The following is an 18,192-nucleotide window of genomic DNA, read 5'->3' as shown; positions in this document are numbered from 1 at the left end:
GGCCTCGCAGTTGACTCAACGTCGGGCATACCGCCCGGTTGTTGTGACGACTTCCAAGGAGCATCTCTCCATGTCGCGTATCGCGAAGGGCCTGGCCCTGACCACCGTTGCCGCTGCGGCCGTGGCGGGCACCGCCGGTATCGCCGCCGCCGACAGTGGCGCCAGCGCCGCCGCCGACTCCTCGCCGGGCATCGTCTCGGGCAACGTTGCGGAGGCCCCGGTCCACGTTCCGGCCAACGTCTGCGGGGTCACGGCCACCGTCATCGGCCTGCTGAACCCGACGGCCACGAACAACTGCGCCACCAACTGACGTCGCGGACCCCTCAGGCCGGCCGTTCTCCCTCGGGAAGCGGCCGGTCGGCGTATGTCCGGGTGCGCGCGGCCGTTGCGCCGAACGGGTGGTGCGCGTTTCGATTTCTTCACAGGCCGCCCCACCAGGCACAACAGGGTCAATGACGTCACCCCTTCCAGCTACACCGCGCGGCCGAACGGTTGCAGACCGCGATGTCCCCTTTCACGGTGAATCTCAGGCACCAAGCCTCACGACGAAAGGAACATCATGCGTGTTCTGCCCGCGCGGCGCTTTGCCTCCTCCGCGCTCTGCGCCATGCTGCTCATCGGAATCACCGGACCGGCCGCCGTGGCGGCCGACCACGCCGCTCCGCGTGGCCGCGTCCCCGCGGAGACGGCCCCCCTCCCCCCGAGCGCCGATGTCCTGGTGCGCCCGGTCACCGATCTGCTGAACGCCGTACTCAAGGCGGACCACGGCCGGATCCCGGCCGACCAGGCGGCCCGGCTCGGCAAGGCGGTGGACGACGCCATCGCCAAGGTGAGCATGGGCTCACCGGCCGTCAACGCCCCGGACGCCGGCGAGGACGACGCCATCGCCGACCTGCGGCAGTCGACCGACAAGCTGCTCGCGGCCGCCACCTCCGACGACACGACCCAGGTCGCGCCGGCGGCCACGGCGGTGGTGAACGATCTCGTCAAGGTCCTCGCCGCGGGCTTCGTCACCGGCGAGCTGCTGCCCCTCCCCAGCCCCTCCGACCTGTCGGCTCCGCCCAGCCTTCCGGCGGTGCCCTCGCCGAAGCCCTCCGCACCGACCCTGCTGACGCCCATGCCGTCGCACTCGACGAGCTGAGTGTTCCGCAGCCCGCGACGACCCGGGTCCCGTAGCGTCTGACGAGACGCGCGGCGATCCGAGTCCCGCGGCGCGCGGTGGCCCGAGTCACGCACATCGACCCGAGTCGCAGCGACGCCCGCACCGCACAGCCGCCGGCCGGCCGTCAGGCACGCCGACGGCTGTCGGCGTGCCCGGGTGTTCCGGGACGGCCGGCGCGGTCAGGGTGTTCCGGGACGGCCGGCGCGGTCAGCCGAGGCGACGCACCGGCTCTCCGCCAAGGAACGCCATGGCTTTCCGCCAAGGAACGCCTGGATCTCCTCGACGGCCTCGCCGCAGTTACGTCGGGCGGTTGGCGCGGGAGACGTACCCCGGATGGGGGGTGACGAGCAGTCGGGGGCGGTGTGCAGCGAAGCCGCATGTCAGCCCCCTCCTGGTCGACGGCGGAACCCTGCCGAACCGGCGTGCGGGGTCAGGCGCCCTCGCGGGTGCCCCAGACGGTGACGCCGTCGCCGACGTGCAGCATGGACCACAGTCTCCTGGCGTCCTCGTAGCGGAGGTTCACACAGCCGTGGGAGCCCGGGTCCTCGAAGATCGGGCGGTAGCTGGCGTGCAGGGCCTGGCCACGGTCGAAGAACTGGCTGAACGGCATGGCGGCGTCGTACAGACTGGACCAGAACTTCTCCACCCGTCTGTAGATCCTGTGCGACCCGTTGCGGGTGCGGTGGCCGGGCATCCCGGTTCGGGCGGGGACGGGGCCGAAGACGATCTTCCGGTCCTGCTGCACCCACAGCAACTGGTGCGTCTGGTCGACACAGACCAGGCGCCTCGACCGCCCGGCACAACCGGTGAGCGTGGCCTTGTGCCGGGTGGCCCAGTCCACTACCGCGGCCCGATGGCTCACCAGCCCGGCATAGCCGTCCGCCGGACTGATGCCGTACGTGTTCTGCAGCTTCCGGATCGCCGCGCAGTCCTGCTCCGACTGCTCTCCGTCCTGGGGCAGGCCCAGGTCCTTCTCCACCTGGCGCTGAAAAGGCCCGGCGGTGAGGCGGCACATCGGGGTGTCGCCGTCTCCCGGGGGACGAACTCCGGCTGCTCCCTTGGCCGACGCCCCCGGCGCGCCGGTCATCACCAGGGAGCCCGCCATGACGGCCAGAGCGACGAGGCGACCGTGTCCGCAGCGGACGCGTGACCTCTGTGCCATCGGTTCCTCCTGGTGCCCGTGGCCTGCTGTCACGCGAGGCCCTCCGATGTGTCCCACGGAACCGTTGACGCCCTTTCTTCGCATAAAACGAAATTTCCTTGGCTCTCACCCCAATGAGGGCTGACGTGAACGATGTATGACACTCAGTCATATGCGCGCGGCGGGTCGGCCATGCATCCTGACCGCGAACACGACGGTGCCCCGGGTCCGACCTGCGGCCCGGGGCACTGCTCGTCCGGTCGTTATCGCTGAGTGACGCGCGACCTGATGTCCTTGTCCTGGACATGGACGGTGCCGAGCGTCGAGCACTCCCTGCTGGCGTCGGCCGTCGGGCAGTTGCTGCCCGGGTTGTCGGAGACCAGCCCGTTCTGCAGTCGCAGGTCGCCGAAGTCCTGGCGGTCGACGGTGATCGAGTAGCGGATGACCGCCGTCTCGCCCTGCCGGAGCGGACCCGTCCAGGTGAGCCGCGGCTCGGCGTAGCCGACGACGCCGACGTTGGCGGTCCCGTCGTCGTTGAACCGGGCGTCGTCCAGCAGGCCGCTCAGATCGTCCGTGAAGTGCGCCAGGTTGGTGCCCACGAAGTCCATGTCCCCGTCGTTGCGGACCCTGACGGTGTACCGGACGGTGTCACCCGGCCTGATCGTCCGGGGCGCATCGACGGTCTTGGTGAACCGGAGGGCGGCCCGGCCGACCCGGTTGCTGGCCGTGTTGTTGCCCAGGTTCGGGTCGAAGTCGTTGCCCCGGACCGTCGCCGTGTTCCGGACGCGGTCGAAGTTCGGGCCGGCGAAGCCGGTCACGGTGACCGTGGCGGTGCCGCCCGAGGCCAGCGGACCGCCGGTGCAGGTCAGCAGGTTGCCGGCGGAGACGTTGCAGCCCGGTGACGTGGTGAAAGGGCCGTGCAGAGCCGACGGAAGCTGGTCGGTGATGACCCAGCCGGTCGAGGCGGCCGGGCCGTTGTTCCTCACCGTGAGGGTGTAGGTCACCTGGCCGTTGTTGGGTGCCGAGGACGCACCCGACTTGGACAGCGCCAGGTCCACAGGCGAACGCTCGACCGTGGTGCGCACGGCGGCCGCGTTGTTGCTGTAGTCCGGGTCCGCTTCTACGCCCTCCACGACGACGATGTTGTGGAGGTTGGTGAAGCCCTGGCCGGCGGTGCCGGCCACGATGATCGTGGCGCTGTCGTGGGCCGCCAGCGGACCGTGGGTGCAGGTCAGCCGACCCGGGGCGGGGATGCTGCAACCGGCGGGGGGCACCACGCCGCGGATGCCCGTCGGAAGGTAGTCGGTGACGGTGTAGCCGCTGGAGGGGACCGAGCTGTTGTTCGTCACCGTGATGACGTAGGTGACACTCTGGCCCTCCGTCGCGGAGGCCGGGCCGGTCTTCGTCACCGCGAGGTCGACGCCGATCTGCCGCGACTGCGCCGGGGAATGCGCCGGGGAGTGCGCCGCCTTCACCTTGGCGACGGAGTGGCTGGGGGCGGCGACCGCGGTGGAGGAAGCCATGCCCGCAGTCAGCGCGGTCATGATGCCCACGACGGTGAGCGCCGACACTGCGCTTGCGCGTCGAGCGCCGGGGCGCATGCCGTTACCTTGACTCACGAGGATTGACCCTTCATGCAGGAGGCCTGATGCAGCCGGCGCCCAAGCGTCCGCTGCCGGAAGCGGCCTGTCGGAAGATTTCAGTTGAAGAACAGCACACGGGGCATTTATCGGGCTGTTCTGGCGCGGTATTTCAGGATTTTTTAGTTCCAATGGAGCATTGCTCGGCGGGGCGTGTTGGACGTGTGTGACGTCGCGTGAGATGGGCGATGATTTGCTGACGGTTGAATGTCGAATGAATAGGGAATGTCAGCGCACTCGTTACGGACCGGCCGGGCGGCCGCAGGCGGTTGTGCCTGCTCGGAGGGGTCTGTGACTCCGTCATGCGCAATTTCACAAAAGAGGGTTCGAGGCGTGGAAATCAGCCCTTCGAGTCCCTGTGACTTCCGGCGACTTCTCGCGCGACTTCCGGCGACTTCGCGACTTCCGGCAGGTGCGTTCCGGTCTCTTCGGGTTCCCCGTCGACCGGAAAATGTGTTAAGGATAAAACTCCGCGATCGCAGGCGGGCCGTCGTCCCGAAGGCCGCCGGAAGGCCCCCGAGGGCGACCCGGGGGTGAACCTGACGGGTGATTGTTCTCAGGGAGCGCCGGTATCGGTGCGGCGGCCGAGCGCCGCTGGCAGGGGCATGTTCCATCGTCCGGCACGGCCGGTGAACTCGGTGGCGGCCAAGGGCAGGACGTCGATCCAGGAGAAGGCCGACTCGGTGCCGCCGGCACCCGGACCACGACGGCCCGTACGATCTCCGGCTGCACGGCGGCGATCGTCCGGCCCGGCACCTGTGCGGTCTTGTCCAGCCATCCGCCCACGCGCGCGCACCTCTGCTGCACCGACTCCCCGCCGTGCGGAGCGGCCGAGGGGCCGCCGGTCACAGCGCCACGGCGTCCGGCTCTCGACGCTGAGCTCCTCCAGCGTCCGGTCGCGCCGGCAGCCCACGCCCAGCCCGGCCGATGTAGGCCCGGCGGCCGTGCCGAGAGCGAGCGCCGACGCCGTCTCCCGACAGCGCACGGTGGGGGAGACCAGCCCCGGCCGGCCACAGGAAGCGGGCCCGCCGCCGTACGGGCGCGCGCCGCGCCGGCCGCGTCGAGCGAGCACCCGTCATCGAAGCGGGCCCGGGGCAGTGCCGGGTTCATGGCGATTCCTGTCGGCGGGCCTCTTCTCGGCGGCGGGCCCGGTACTCGGCTTTCCGATCGCCTTGCTCGCGTTGCCCGTCCCGGTCCGCGACAACCGGTCGGCGCAGTTGGCCGCCACATTGTCCTCGCGCCCGGCGGCTGTGAGGAACCGCTGCCAGGCCGTGGAGTTCAGTGCGTTGCCCCGGCCCTTCACCGACGGGTACGCGCGGCAGTGGGCCTGTATGTCCCTGGCCGTCGGCGGGCGGCTCCGGGAAACGAAGCCGGCAGGCTGAGAGGGGGCGGTGTCGCCCGGGGCCGCCGCCGGGATCTCCGGGGCGGTGGACGATGGATGCCGTCGTCCGAGGGCGTCGCCCCGGGTGCTCCCGGAGGATGCGGGCGAGCCGATCGCGGCGATCGCCACACCGCCCAGAGTGAGACCGCCCACGAACACGGCGATGGCGGTTCTCACCGAGCGCCGGGCCGCTGTGCGCCGAGGCCGCCAGTCATCCTGGTTCCGCGTCTGTGCCTGCTCGTGCGTGTCTGCCACGCGAGCGGCGCGGAAGGCGGCCATGGCCTGCTGTTCGGCCGCGGAGTCAAGGGCGTTGGCGTGCAACGCGCGACCGAGCGCCGGCTCCGGTCCGGCCGTGTCGGCCGGAGCGTCGGCGCCGGGCGTGCGGCCGCCCGTGCCGGCATGTCGGCGCGCCACGCCTACGCCGTCGCTGGGTCGGTCGCCCATAACTCGTGTCCGTCTCCGTGCGTTTCTTGCTCATACTCTTAACGGACCTGACGCCGTCGCTTCTCATTTCGACTGCCTCAGCGTGTGGGAGGGCTCGCCCGTCACTTCGATTGCCTCAGCGTGTGGGAGGGCTCGCCCGTCACTTCGACTGCCTCGGCGTGTGGAGGGCTCTCAGTGGCGCACCCGGCAGGACTCGAACCTGCGGCCAAGCGCTTGGAAGGGAGCTGCGCGCTCTTCACTGATGATTCGTCTGACCTGCGCCTTCTTCGGTGACGTCCTGGCCGGACGCCCCACTTCACCGTGCATTCACCGGACGCCTGGATTCCGCGCCCACCGTCCGGATACGTGTGCGCACCGGCCGGCCCCTTCCCCCGCCCCACACACGACGCCCCCCCGTACTCCTCAGTCGGACGAGCACGGGGGCCCGCCGTGACCAGCGGACGTCAGCCCCGGGAGGTCCTGCGGCGCCGCAGCACCAGGTAACCTCCGGCGGCAGCCAGCGCCGCCGCGAAACCTGCCACCCAATCCCCCACGACGTGCGGGGAGTTGCGACCAGATCGCGGATTGCGTTCCCGCCTGCGGAGGACCTCCGTTGGTGGCGACGGGAAGTGTCATCGTCCTACGGGCTGACTGGATGATGATGCGGCCTCTTGACCGAATCTGCTGCGGTGTCCGGGTGAGGAGGCCCTGCGGCGCACGGGAGGGGGCTCGGGAGGCGGCTTTGCTCCCAGTGTCCGCGACGGGGGCGAGGGATCGCCTGTGCTCCGGCGGTCCCTGCACGTCAAGGAGAAGCCCATGCGATACACCACCCTGTCCGGCATCGCCGCCCTGGCCACGATCGTGGTCAACGGTGTGAGCGCGGTACCGGCCGTCGCGGCAGCCCCCGGCATTTCGGTGCCGTGCGACACCACGGCCTTGATCAACGCGCTCGCCACGGCGCCCGCGGGATCCACCCTCGTCCTCGCCCGCCACTGCACCTACCACCTGACGACCGCCTACGCCGGCGCCGACGGGCTACCCCCCATCGACAGGCAGCTCACCATCGACGGCCGGGACTCCACCATCGTCCGTGACGGACAGACGGCCGGCGCCTTCCGCATCTTCGACGTCACCTCCACCGGTGACCTCCGGCTCGACGACGTCACGATCCGCGGCGGCAACGCGCCCGATGCGGGGGGAGGCATCCTCGTCGACATCGGCGGCAATCTGAAGCTCGACAAAGTCACCCTCGACAACAACCAGGCCGACATCGAGGGAGGCGGCGTCTTTGTCGTGGGCGGCGCGACGGCGTACATCACCCGCAGCGAGTTCACCTTCAACAACGCGGCAGAGGGTGGAGGCCTGCAATCGGACGGCACCGTCACCACCGACAGCGTCGAATTCACACGCAACAACGCCGGGGATGGCGGGGCCATCGGTCACGAGGAGGGTAACGCGGTCTTCCGCAATACCATCCTGAAGGACAACACCAGCAGCTTGGACGGCGGTGGCATCGACACAGAAAGCGGCCCCGTCCAGTTCATCAACAGCAAGATCATCGACAACACCACCGCAGGCGCGCAGGGCGGCGGGATCTGGAACGCGGTCTCGCTGACGCTCATCAAGACCGAGGTCTCAGGCAACGTCGCAGGAGGCTCCAACGGCCAGGGCGGCGGCATCTACAACAATCCCGCCGGCACTCTGGTGCTGCGGGACAGCTCGGTCGACCGCAACAGCGCGAACGGCTCCGGCACGTCACAGGCCGGCGGCATCTACAACCCCGGCGGTGCGGTGACGCTCGATCACAGTGAGGTGAACAACAACGCCTCGACCGTCGCACCGGGCGGCGTGTGGACCGACACCCCGTTCACGGTGAACCGGTCGGAGATCCGGCGCAACATCCCCACCAACTGCGCGGGCAGCCCCGTCATCGTCACCGGCTGCGTCGGCTGACCCTCGTCCCAAAACCGGCGGGCACCCAACCACACCCCCCGCGCACCGTGACGAAGGTGACCGCTGGACCTTGATACCTCCAGCCGAACAGCCCCGGAGGCTCCCCTTGATCATCGAGGAGGTGCCCGGGGCTTCGCCGTATTGCGCTTCACCGGTTCTGACCAGCAAGAAGGCCCTCCCGGAGGGAGGGCTCTCAGTGGCGCCCCCGGCAGGACTCGAACCTGCGGCCAAGCGCTTAGAAGGCGCCTGCTCTATCCACTGAGCTACGGGGGCCGGTGTGGTGGCCTGTCGTGGTGCCCGGGTGTGGGCCGATCCGTGACCTTGCTCGGGGACAAGGATAGGGCTCCCGGGCCCTTGTCCCTGATGCTTCCCCTCCGTGGCTTGATGTGGAGGTTCAGTGAAGCGGTCCGATAATCGCAGGCAGGTGCGAATCACGCATCGCTTTTGACGGTCCGCGCCCCGGGTGTTGTGCACTCGTTATGCCTGCGCCCCAGTCGCCCCTTCCGTCCCATCTGTCCTATCGGCGCGCAGACATGCCCATATGCTTCAGAAAGCCTCCAAAATTGGGCATTCTTCGCATGTGGTGACCTTGGACGTACGGCCTCAGCTGCTCGACGCACTCTCCGCCCTGCGCGACCGTGTCGCCGCCGCACGCTTCCCACTGCCCCTGGCAGGGGCCCCGCGGGCGCGTGCCAACCGCGACGAGCTTCTCGCGCAACTCGACGACTATGTGGTGCCCCGGCTGAGAGAGCCCGAAGCACCGCTTCTGGCCGTCGTCGGCGGATCGACCGGCGCGGGTAAGTCAACCCTCGTCAACTCCCTCGTGGGCCGCAGGGTCAGCGAGGCGGGCGTACTGCGGCCCACAACCCGTACGCCCGTCCTCGTCTGCCATCCGGAGGACCATCACTGGTTCAGCGGGATGCGCGTCCTGCCCGACCTCACGCGCGTGTGGGTGCCCCACCAGGAGAGCGGCGACGATCTCCACCCCCTCGTCGGGCGCGAGGAGCGCGTGCTGCGCATCGAGACCACCGGCACCCTGCCGCGTGGACTCGCCCTCCTCGACGCGCCCGACATCGACTCCCTGGTCGCCGAGAACCGCGTCCTCGCCGCCGAGCTGATCTGCGCCGCCGACATCTGGATCCTGGTCACCACCGCCGCCCGGTACGCCGACGCCGTGCCCTGGCACCTGCTGCGGACGGCCAAGGAGCACCGGGCGACCCTCGTCACCGTGCTGGACCGGGTGCCCCACCAGGTCGTGGCCGAGGTGTCACGGCAGTACGGGGCCCTGCTCACCAAGGCCGGGCTCGGTGACATTCCCCGCTTCACCGTGCCCGAGCTGCCCGAGTCCGCCTGGGGCGGGGGGCTCCTGCCCGCCACGGCCGTCGCACCGCTGCTGGCCTGGCTCACGTACCAGGTGCAGGATCCGGCCGCCCGCGAGACGTCCATGGCGCGCACCGCGTACGGCGTTCTCGACTCGCTCCGCTCCCGTATGCCCGCGCTGGCCGGGGCGGCAGCCGCCCAGTACGCCGCCGCGCTACGGCTGACGACCGCGGTCGACACCGCGTACGACAGCGAGCACACGCGCCTGCGGAGCAGGCTGGAGGCCGGGGCCGTCCTCGCCGGCGACGCACTGATGCGGTGGCGCGGCTACCCCCGGGACTGCACCCCGGGAGAACTGCTGGACGCCCTCGTGGAGAGCCTCGGCGCCCTTCTGCTGTGCGCCGTCACGGCCGCCGACGAACGCGTCGACGAGGCCTGGCGCAGCGAGCCGGCCGCGGACGCCCCCGGGCTGATCCGTCGTGACCCGACCCTGGAGAGCGCCGAGCACCGCATCGGAATGACCGTACGGCGCTGGCGGCGCGTGCTCGAGGAGTACGCCGAGGAATCGGTGCGCGACTTCGACCGGGGCGTTGCCGCGGACGCCGAGGAGGTGGCCGCGCTCGTCGCCACGGAGTTGCTCGGCGGTCACCGGGCCAAGGGGGCGGGGGAGGCGCTCGCCGAGCGGATCGGGGCCCAGGCGGCCCTCCGGCTGCGCGACCGCGCCGCACGGCTGCTCTCCGAGTACCTGGACCGGGCGCTGCGCGCGGAACGCGAGCGCCGTATCGCCCCTCTCGAGGCCCTCGACGTCCAGGTCGACCCCCAGGCCGAACTCATCGCCGCGCTGTCCGTACTGCAGAAGGAGAGGTGACCGGGGTGGCTGCTGTCACCGACCGCACGGATCACGCCGAGCACCCGGAGGAGCCGGGGGGCCCTGAGCGTCCCGAGCGTGTTGAACGGCCGGAGGGTGGTGAGCGGTCTGAGGGGCCGCTCTCGGGGGCCGAGGACCGGCCGTCGGATCGGCCGTCGGATCGGCCGTCAGGCCGGTTGTCGGGCCGGTTGTCGGATCGGCCGTCGTGCCCGTCGTCGGACCGGCTTGCGGAGGGGGCCGGCGCCGTCGTCGGGGAGCAGCCGCGCAGGGAGCCCGAATCCGGGCGGGCCGGCCGGAGCAGCGAGGGGCGCACGGACGCGCACGGAGACGGGGACGAGGGCGCGGGCCCGGAGGCCCCGGGCGGGCCCCCGGCTGCCAGCCCCCAGGAGAAGGTCCCGCACGCGCGCGTGGAGGACGACGCCCGCCACGCGCGCGTGCGGCGTGAGGACCCCGCGGCGCGCTCCGAACCCGGGGCCGCCTGGGACGACGGGCTGATCGCCAGGCGCGCCCCCGGGGCGGAGCCGTCTCTGCCGCAGGCCGTCACGGTCGTGGAGCCGCGCGGTACGAACGAACGGCAGCCCGCGCCGCTCGCGTACGACGGTGCCCTGCGGTCGCGACTGGACGCGCTGCGCGAGCTGGTGGCTCTGTCACGGACCCGGCTGGACAGTGACACGCTCGCCGAGGCGGGCCGCGTCCTCGACGAGGCGGCCGCGCGGCGCAGGCTCTCCGGGGAGCACACCGTGGTCGCCATCGCGGGCGCCACCGGAAGCGGCAAGTCGACGCTCTTCAACGCACTCGCCGGGGTGAACCTGTCGGAGACCGGGGTGCGCCGGCCCACCACGGCCGCGCCGGTCGTGTGCAGCTGGAGCGACGGCGCGTCCGCCCTCGTCGACCGGCTCGGTGTCCCCGGGCGGCTGCGCCGACGTCCCCCGCAGAGCCCCGACGGCGACTCACAGATGCGCGGACTCGTCCTGGTCGACCTGCCCGACCACGACTCCGCGGCCGTGGAGCACCGGGAGCAGGTCGACCGCGTCCTGGCGCTCGTCGACGCGGTCATCTGGGTGGTGGATCCCGAGAAGTACGCCGACGCGGTCCTCCACGAGCGCTATCTGCGGCCCCTCGCGGGCCACGCCGAGGTCATGTTCGTCGTTCTCAACCAGATCGACCGGCTGCCGGGAGAGGCCGCCGAGCAGGTCCTCGACGATCTACGACGGCTGCTCGACGGGGACGGGATCGCGCTGGGCGAGTACGGCGAGCCGGGTGCGAGCGTGCTCGCGGTCTCCGCGCTCACCGGGGAGGGCGTGGGGGAGCTGCGGGAGATGCTGGGGCAGTTCGTCGGCGAGCGGGGGGCGGCAGCGCGCCGTGTCTCCGCGGACGTGGACAGGGCCGCGGCCCGGCTGCGGACCGTCTACGCGACCGGCCGGAGCAGCGGGCTCAGCGAGGAGGCACGCGAGGAGTTCGCCGGGCGGCTCGCGGACGCGGTGGGCGCGACCGCCGCGGGCGAGGCCGCCGAGCGGGCATGGCTGCGCAACGCCAATCGCGCCTGCGGCACGCCCTGGCTGCGGCTGTGGCGGTGGTCCCGGGAACGGCGGCAGCCCGCCAGGGGTGGGCCCTCGCTGCCCACGGTGACGGACCAGGAGGCGACCGCGCGGCAGAGTGTCGAGCAGGCGGTACGGACGGTGGCCGACCGGGCCGCGGACGGGCTGCCCGCCCCCTGGGCCCAGTCGGTCCGCGAGGCCGCGGTGCGGGGCGCGCATGGGCTGCCCGAGGCGCTGGACCAGCTCGCCGGGAGCGGCGCGGAGCCGTCCGGACGCCCGCCCCGGCCCGGCTGGTGGCCGGCCGCCGTGATGGCCCAGGCGGTGATGACGCTCCTCCAACTGCTCTCGGTGCTGTGGCTGCTGGGGCAGGTCGTGGGGCTGATGTCGCCCCACTTCGGGATCCCTGCGCTGCTGATGGCGGCAGGCTTCGTGGGAGGTCCCGTCATCGAGGGGGGGTGCAGGATGGCGGCGCGCGGACCGGCCCGCAGATACGGACTCGAGGCGGAACGGCGGCTGAGGGAGGCGGCGGCCGGGTGCGGACGGGCCCAGGTGCTGGATCCCCTGGCGGCGGAGCTGCTGCGGTACCGGGAGGTGCGGGAGCAGTACGCGAAGGTCGTGGGGGGCGGCGCGGTGGCGCGACTGGGCTGAGTCTTCCGGACGCACAAGGCGGAGGCGCTCCTTCGAGTGGCGGTCTTGTCCACAACCTGGGGGCGGTCCACAGCGCGCAGCGGACTCGGCCCGGCGGAGGCAGTCTGATCTCGCGGCGATCGCGGCGGAAGCGGTCACCGCACCGGCGGCGGCATGCCACAGGGCGTGACCGCCGCGTCAGACGCAGCCGTGCGGGAGGCACCCGTACGCGTTCGGTCCCGGCGTAACGAGCCGGGGGCGAGGGAGGGGTTGACGCATGAACGAGACGATGGTGTGCGTGGTCGGCAACGTGGCCACGCAGCCGATCTACCGGGAGTCGCCGACGGGGCCCACGGCCCGCTTCCGACTGGCCGTGACGGCACGGTATCTGGACCGCGAGAAGAACGTCTGGACGGACGGGCACACGAACTTCTTCACGGTGTGGGCCCGGCGCTCACTGGCCACGAACGTCGCCGCGTCCGTGGCGGTGGGTGATCCCCTTGTCGTGCAGGGGCGGCTCAAGGTGCGCACCGAGCAGCGGGACGGGCAGGGCTGGCTGTCGGCGGACCTCGACGCGGCGGCCATCGGCCACGACTTGTCGCGCGGCACATCGGCCTTCCGGCGGTCCGCCAAGCCCGAGGCACAGACCGGGCCGACGGCGCAGCCTGAGCCCAACTGGGAGACACAGCCGCAGAGTCGACCCGAGGACACGGATCATTCCGGGCCCGCCTCCCAACTCCTCGCCGAACCAGTAGGAGTGACGTGACGTCAACTCACCTTCGTCCCAACTGGGTGGACTGCCGCCGATCACCGGATTGGTAGCCGAGTGTCCCAACAATCCCTGTGGATTTGTCGATACACGCAGCTCACCAGCCGTGTGAGCGATAACGATTCCGAGTCGGATCGGTTATCGGACGCCATGACTGGGGAGAGGGGTGCGCCGCCTCCTTAGGATGCCGGGCATAGCTCCAGGGGCTTCCGATTCTGCTGGTGGGACCGCACCCCCCATGTCATATGGGTCCCGCTCGAAGGGGAATGCTGTGTTTTCTTCGCTCTCTGCGTCCGCGCGCAGGCGAGGGGCCGCCCGCCTCGCCGCCGCGACGCTGGTGTCCGGACTCGTCTCGGGCGGCCTGCTGGCCACCGCGGGGGTGGCGGCCGCCGACGGGGCGCCGCAGAGCGAAGGAGGCGCGACCGCGACCCTCGGCGCCCTGAAGACATACGGGTCCGCCGTCGTCCATGACGGCGGCAAGGACGAGCAGGTGGCCGCGGGACTGTTCGAGATGTCCGTCGACAACGGCGGAACCCTGCAGACCTACTGCATCGACATCCACAACCCGGCGCAGAAGGAGGCCAGGTACCACGAGACGTCCTGGAGCGGCACGTCCCTGAACGGCAACAGGAACGCCGGCAGGATCCGCTGGATCCTGGGCAACTCCTACCCGCAGGTCAATGACCTGGCCGCGCTGGCGGCCGAGGCCGGGGCCAAGGGGCTCACCGAGCAGGACGCCGCGGCGGGCACCCAGGTGGCGATCTGGCGCTACTCGGACGGGGCCGACGTGGACGCGGTCGACCCGCAGGCGGAGAAGCTCGCGGACTATCTGGAGAAGCACGCGCGGAACCTTCCGGAGCCCGCCGCCTCCCTGACCCTGGACCCGCCCGCCGTCCCGGGCCACCCCGGTGAGCGGCTCGGCCCGGTGACGGTGCACACGAACGCGGACAGCGTGACGGTGACCCCGCCGTCGGACGCCGCGGCCGGCGGAGTGAAGATCGTCGACAAGAACGGCAAGGCGATCACCTACGCGACCGACGGCAGCCGGATCTACTTCCAGGTGCCGAAGAAGGCGCAGGACGGTTCGGCCGAGCTGACCGTGCAGGCGTCGACCACCGTGCCGGTCGGCCGGGCCTTCGCCTCCGAGACCCGCAGCCAGACCCAGATACTCGCCGGCTCCAGCGAGTCGACCGTCTCGGCGACGGCCACGGCGACCTGGGCGGCCAAGGGGGCGATACCCGCGCTGTCGGCCGAGAAGAACTGCGCCAAGGGCGGCGTGGACATCACCGCGGTCAACAAGGGCGGCAAGGCGTTCACGTTCGAGCTGTGGGGAGCGGAGCACACCATCCCGGCGGGACAGACCCAGACGGTCTCGATCCCGTTGCAGGAGGACCAGCCCTACGACTTCACGATCAAGGGCCCGGGCGGTTACCGGAAGTGGTTCAAGGGCGTCCTCGACTGCAAGACCGAGAGCAGCACGGGCGGCCTGCGGACGCAGACGCTCAGTGGGCCCAGTCCCGCGACGGTGGGCGGTACGGCGACCACGGACACCAACCTCGCCGAGACGGGCTCCACCAGCGCGACCCCCTTCATCGCGGGCACGGCCATAGCCCTGGTCGTCATAGGCGGCGCGGCCCTGGTCCTGATCCGCAAGAAGACCCCCACCCAGGACTGACCGGTTCCGGGCCCTCGGCCGCATGTCCAGCCGAAGCGCTGTCCCGTAATCGATCACGGTCGTGCTCACTGATCTGCCTGCTCTTGGTTCAGCCGGTGAGGGCGAGGTTGTGCAGGCGGGCGACGCCGAGCAGGGCGTGGTGGTCGCCGTCGCCTTTCAAGCGGCAGTCGCGGAGGATCTTCCAGGTCTTTATCCGGGCGAAGGCGTGCTCGACGCCGGCCCTGACCTTGCGGTGCAAGGCGTTGCGTTTCTCTTTCCAGGGCGGGAGTTCGGCCTGACCGGGGTCACATCGACAAGCCCGACGACGTTCGGCGGTTGGGGACACGCGGCGGACGGCAAAGCCGACGGCAACCGCACCGGACGTCGGCGAACGCAGACGACCGCCGATGGCAGCAACGATCGTCTGCCGATCGTGCAGCCTTTCCGTGGAACAGGCGGACCGTCCGGCCGGGACAGGTCCTGGGCCGACCGAGTGGACCGGTTTGTCGCCGCCCGTATCAGCCGTATCCGCCCGCATAGGATCCCTTATCGGCCGTATGTTCACCGGAAGGGGCCACGGATCGTGACCACGTCGATCATCGTCGGAGGAAGCGGCGGCCTTGGACGCGTTCTGGCGCAGCGATTCGCCGGCCGCGGCGACACCGTCATCATCACCAGCCGCACCTCGGAGCGCGCCAAGACCGTGGCCGTCGAAATCGCCAGGACAGTACGGGGCCTGGCCGTTGACCTGTCGCGGCCGGAGACCATCGAGGGAGCGCTCAGCGACGTTCGGGAAGTCGACAACCTGGTGATCACCGCCATCACGGAGGATTTCACCACTCTCGCCGACTTCGACATCGCCAAGGCCATCCACGCCGTGACCACCAAACTGGTGGGGTACACGGAGACCGTGCGAGTCCTGCATGACCGGTTCACCCCCGGCGCCTCGGTCGTACTCTTCGGCGGCCTGGCCAAAGAACGCCCCTACCCCGGCTCCACCATGGTGACCACCATCAACGCAGGTATCACCGGACTGGTGAAGACCCTCGCAGTGCAGATTGCGCCCCATCGCGTCAACGCCATTCACCCGGGCATGGTGGGCGACCATCCGAGGTGGCGCGACGTACCCGAGAACCCCCAAGTATCCCGTACCCCCATCGGGCGCCTCGTGACGATGGCGGAGGTCGCCGACGCCACCGACTTCCTCCTCCACAACACCGGCGTCAACGCCCAGGACCTGTTCGTCGACGGCGGAGTGCGCGTCACCTGACACGAGTGCCGCACGTGGTCGCGCCCGCCAAGGCGCCAACCGATGCGACCTCGCTCACGCCCGCTGGTGACCTGGTACGAACAGAACTTCCCTCAGTACGCCGATCGCATCCAGGCGATGCTCCAGGCCGGCCTCTTGCCCGCGCCCGCGCCCGCGCCCGCGCCGGGTACGCTTGCCCTCCAACGCCCCTTGTCTGACACGGCAGCTGTAGTTCTTGAACGTTGCCGGTGCTGGGCCTCACGCGAGGTGTGGCTTCCAATGGGTGTGATGAGCAGGGCAGTCGCCCAGTCGTGCTCAGCCGTCGGCGAGGTCTGACCGAGCGTGTGGAAGTGACGGGCTGGTTTCATAGGCGCACGATGACCAGGGCGGTGTCGTCGGTGGCGTCGCCGGACGGGAGTAGGTCGGTGAGCACGGCGTCGGCGAGGGTTTCGGGGTCGTTTGCCTGGTGGTGGGCCAGGGAGTCGGCGAGCCGGGCGAGGCCGGTGTCGATGTCTTCGCGGCGGCGTTCGATCAGGCCGTCGGTGTAGAGCGCGAGGACGGCGTCCTCGTGGAAGGCCGCGGCAGCCTGGATCCGGGGCATGTGTCGAGGGCGGCCGCCCAGTGGGGGATCGGTGGCCTGGTCCAGGAACTCGACGGTTCCGTCCCTGTGTAGCAGTGCGGGTGGGGGGTGGCCGGCGCTGCTGTAGGTGATGGTGCGGGTGCCCCAGTCGATGAATGTCGTCGCCACGGTGGAGTTCTCGGCGCCGTCGATGGTCCGGGCAGGTCCACAGACTGCCCGACGCGCCGGAAGCTTATGGGGCCATGATCACTCGCGCCAAAGCAGCTCCGTAAGTTGTTCGGTGGCCCGGGAGGGCCGGATGTGGCTTCAAAGCAGCTTGCCGACCGTGGCTTGCCTGGAGTGGCCGTCCGGTCCTTCGGGGCGCCCTGGTCGCTGATTGAAATACGCGGAACGCGTCGCTGTTTACGGAGCTGACGACGGGGTGTCCTACGGGCCCGACGGCAAGAAACTCGGCTGCGGGAGGGACGCGTGAGCAAACAGCGGGCCCGGATATGGGTCGGTATCGACGCGGGCAAGGGCCATCACTGGGCCGCAGTGGTCGACGAGACCGGCGCGACCCTGTGGTCGAAGAAGATCCAGAATGACGAGTCGGCGATCCTGACCGCGCTCGGCGAGATCCTGGACATCGCCGATGAGGTGCACTGGGCGGTGGACATCTCCAGCAGGTCCTCCGCACTGTTGCTGGCACTGCTGGCAGCCCACGGCCAAAAGGCCGTCTACGTACCCGGGCGGACGGTCAACCGCATGGCCGGCGCCTACAGGGGCGAGGCCAAGACGGATGCCCGCGACGCCTACGTCATCGCCGAAACCGCCCGCCACCGCCGGGACTTCGCCACGCTCGACGTACCCGCACAGATGGCCGCCGACCTCGCGCTCCTGACCGCTCACCGCACCGACCTGGTCACCGACCGGGTGCGGACGGTCAACCGGCTCCGCGACGTGCTCGCCGGCATGTTCCCCGCCCTGGAGCGCGCCTTCGACTACTCGGCCCGCAAGGGCGCATTGGTGCTGCTGACCGGCTACCAGACCCCAGCCGCCCTCCGCCGACGCGGCTTGGCCCGCCTGACAGCCTGGCTGGTGAATCGAGGTGTCCGCGACGCGGACAGCATGGCCGCCGCGGCCGTGGAAGCGGCCCACGCCCAGCAGACCGCGCTGCCCGGCGAGGACGCCGCTGCACAGATCGTCGCCGACCTGGCTACTCAGATCCTGGCCCTGGACGACCGGCTCAAGCGCATCGACCGGCAGATCCGTGACGCCTTCCGCGCCCACCCACAGGCCGAAATCATCGAGTCCCTGCCCGGCATGGGCCCCGTCCTCGGAGCCGAGTTCGTCGTCGCCGCGGGCGACATGACCGCCTACGCCGACGCCGGCCACCTGGCCTCAGCCGCCGGACTGGTCCCTGTCCCCCGCGACTCCGGCCGTCGCACCGGCAACCTGCACCGCCCCAAGCGCTACAGTCGCCGCCTGCGCAGGGTCTTCTACCTCTCCGCGCAGACCAGCATCATCGGCGACGGCCCCAACCGGGAGTACTACCTCAAGAAACGTAGCGAGGGCTGCAAACACGTCCAGGCCGTCATCGCCCTCGCACGACGCCGCACCAGTGTGCTGTGGGCCCTCCTGCGCGACAACCGAGCCTTCACTCCCACCCCGCCCATCACGCTGACGGCTTGACTCAGTCCGAGGCCACAAAGCCGGCAGCGTGGCTCAGGTCGGCGGGGGTGCAGCAAGGCACACGCGCGCCTGATCAGTCGGCATGCCCGCCGTCGTGGCTGACTTTCGTCGGCTGGGGCACAGACGATCTCCGAGACGAGGTGCCGCCCGCACTGGTGGAGGGCGCGCCCCACGGCCTTGACTCGGTCATTGAAACTCCAGCCCAAAGCCGCTCCG

Annotated in this window: 12 protein-coding genes, 1 tRNA gene and 2 pseudogenes; 9 read left to right on the top strand and 6 right to left on the bottom strand. The window is 70.6% G+C overall.

Annotation, left to right across the window (positions count from 1 at the left end; genetic code table 11):
* Positions 1 to 70: 70 nt before the first annotated feature.
* Both ACIP94_RS04810 and ACIP94_RS04805 read left to right on the top strand, forming a co-directional pair.
* On the top strand, positions 71 to 310 hold the full coding sequence (locus ACIP94_RS04810) for a chaplin (protein ID WP_402419530.1): 240 nt from the start codon (positions 71 to 73) through the stop codon (positions 308 to 310).
* Between the two features lie 249 nt (positions 311 to 559).
* Positions 560 to 1,141: a hypothetical protein gene (locus ACIP94_RS04805; protein WP_402419527.1), complete on the top strand. Its 582-nt coding sequence runs from the start codon at positions 560 to 562 to the stop codon at positions 1,139 to 1,141.
* A gap of 451 nt (positions 1,142 to 1,592) precedes the next feature.
* On the opposite strand, the gene ACIP94_RS04800 is transcribed toward ACIP94_RS04805, so the two are convergent.
* The 3 genes from ACIP94_RS04800 to ACIP94_RS04790 form a co-directional block, all read right to left on the bottom strand.
* Positions 1,593 to 2,324, bottom strand: a complete 732-nt coding sequence (locus ACIP94_RS04800; RefSeq protein WP_402419524.1) for a L,D-transpeptidase — start codon at positions 2,322 to 2,324, stop codon at positions 1,593 to 1,595.
* Between the two features lie 242 nt (positions 2,325 to 2,566).
* Complete coding sequence (locus tag ACIP94_RS04795; RefSeq protein ID WP_402419521.1) at positions 2,567 to 3,847, bottom strand: DUF11 domain-containing protein; 1,281 nt, start codon at positions 3,845 to 3,847, stop codon at positions 2,567 to 2,569.
* Between the two features lie 1,171 nt (positions 3,848 to 5,018).
* The gene (locus ACIP94_RS04790) at positions 5,019 to 5,738 is read right to left on the bottom strand and encodes a hypothetical protein (RefSeq protein WP_402419519.1); all 720 of its coding nucleotides are present in this window, start codon (positions 5,736 to 5,738) and stop codon (positions 5,019 to 5,021) included.
* An 825-nt stretch (positions 5,739 to 6,563) separates the two neighbouring features.
* Between ACIP94_RS04790 and ACIP94_RS04785 the strand changes: the two genes are divergently transcribed.
* Positions 6,564 to 7,700, top strand: a complete 1,137-nt coding sequence (locus ACIP94_RS04785) for a hypothetical protein (protein ID WP_402419516.1) — start codon at positions 6,564 to 6,566, stop codon at positions 7,698 to 7,700.
* 197 nt (positions 7,701 to 7,897) lie between these two features.
* Here ACIP94_RS04785 and ACIP94_RS04780 read toward each other — a convergent pair.
* Positions 7,898 to 7,973, bottom strand: a tRNA-Arg gene (locus tag ACIP94_RS04780).
* A gap of 307 nt (positions 7,974 to 8,280) precedes the next feature.
* Between ACIP94_RS04780 and ACIP94_RS04775 the strand changes: the two genes are divergently transcribed.
* From ACIP94_RS04775 to ACIP94_RS04760, 4 genes are all read left to right on the top strand, one after another.
* A complete protein-coding gene (locus ACIP94_RS04775) occupies positions 8,281 to 9,888 on the top strand; it encodes a dynamin family protein (RefSeq protein ID WP_402419513.1) in 1,608 nt (535 codons plus the stop codon).
* A gap of 5 nt (positions 9,889 to 9,893) precedes the next feature.
* Positions 9,894 to 12,074 carry a GTP-binding protein gene (locus ACIP94_RS04770; RefSeq protein WP_402419510.1) on the top strand — a complete coding sequence of 727 codons (2,181 nt, stop codon included), beginning with the start codon at positions 9,894 to 9,896 and terminating at the stop codon, positions 12,072 to 12,074.
* Between the two features lie 256 nt (positions 12,075 to 12,330).
* Positions 12,331 to 12,819 carry a single-stranded DNA-binding protein gene (locus tag ACIP94_RS04765; RefSeq protein ID WP_402419507.1) on the top strand — a complete coding sequence of 163 codons (489 nt, stop codon included), beginning with the start codon at positions 12,331 to 12,333 and terminating at the stop codon, positions 12,817 to 12,819.
* A gap of 241 nt (positions 12,820 to 13,060) precedes the next feature.
* Complete coding sequence (locus ACIP94_RS04760; RefSeq protein WP_402419503.1) at positions 13,061 to 14,497, top strand: Cys-Gln thioester bond-forming surface protein; 1,437 nt, start codon at positions 13,061 to 13,063, stop codon at positions 14,495 to 14,497.
* Positions 14,498 to 14,585: 88 nt separating this feature from the next.
* On the opposite strand, the pseudogene ACIP94_RS04755 reads toward ACIP94_RS04760, so the two are convergent.
* A pseudogene (locus tag ACIP94_RS04755) lies at positions 14,586 to 14,783 on the bottom strand (transposase); the annotation flags it as partial.
* On the opposite strand from ACIP94_RS04755, the gene ACIP94_RS04750 reads away from it, so the two are divergent.
* Positions 14,703 to 15,746, top strand: a complete 1,044-nt coding sequence (locus ACIP94_RS04750) for an SDR family NAD(P)-dependent oxidoreductase (RefSeq protein WP_402419501.1) — start codon at positions 14,703 to 14,705, stop codon at positions 15,744 to 15,746. The pseudogene ACIP94_RS04755 and the gene ACIP94_RS04750 sit on opposite strands and share 81 nt — an antisense overlap.
* Before the next feature lie 343 nt (positions 15,747 to 16,089).
* Here the strand turns inward: ACIP94_RS04750 and ACIP94_RS04745 are convergent.
* Positions 16,090 to 16,506 (bottom strand): annotated as a pseudogene (locus ACIP94_RS04745) (PP2C family protein-serine/threonine phosphatase); the annotation flags it as partial.
* A gap of 267 nt (positions 16,507 to 16,773) precedes the next feature.
* Between ACIP94_RS04745 and ACIP94_RS04740 the strand changes: the two are divergent.
* Positions 16,774 to 17,976 carry an IS110 family transposase gene (locus ACIP94_RS04740; RefSeq protein WP_402419498.1) on the top strand — a complete coding sequence of 401 codons (1,203 nt, stop codon included), beginning with the start codon at positions 16,774 to 16,776 and terminating at the stop codon, positions 17,974 to 17,976.
* The last annotated feature ends 216 nt before the right edge of the window (positions 17,977 to 18,192 follow it).

The sequence above is a fragment of the Streptomyces sp. NPDC093261 genome (assembly GCF_044753645.1).
Taxonomy (GTDB): Bacteria; Actinomycetota; Actinomycetes; order Streptomycetales; family Streptomycetaceae; genus Streptomyces.
This window is presented reverse-complemented; position numbering and strand designations above follow the sequence as displayed.

Excerpts from the sequence above, each read along its gene's own strand:
- ACIP94_RS04810 (WP_402419530.1), top strand. The coding sequence starts at position 71 with ATGTCGCGTATCGCGAAGGGCCTGGCCCTGACCACCGTTGCCGCTGCG.
- ACIP94_RS04805 (WP_402419527.1), top strand. The coding sequence starts at position 560 with ATGCGTGTTCTGCCCGCGCGGCGCTTTGCCTCCTCCGCGCTCTGCGCC.
- ACIP94_RS04800 (WP_402419524.1), bottom strand. The coding sequence starts at position 2,324 with ATGGCACAGAGGTCACGCGTCCGCTGCGGACACGGTCGCCTCGTCGCT.
- ACIP94_RS04795 (WP_402419521.1), bottom strand. The coding sequence starts at position 3,847 with ATGACCGCGCTGACTGCGGGCATGGCTTCCTCCACCGCGGTCGCCGCC.
- ACIP94_RS04785 (WP_402419516.1), top strand. The coding sequence starts at position 6,564 with ATGCGATACACCACCCTGTCCGGCATCGCCGCCCTGGCCACGATCGTG.
- ACIP94_RS04765 (WP_402419507.1), top strand. The coding sequence starts at position 12,331 with ATGAACGAGACGATGGTGTGCGTGGTCGGCAACGTGGCCACGCAGCCG.
- ACIP94_RS04760 (WP_402419503.1), top strand. The coding sequence starts at position 13,061 with ATGTCATATGGGTCCCGCTCGAAGGGGAATGCTGTGTTTTCTTCGCTC.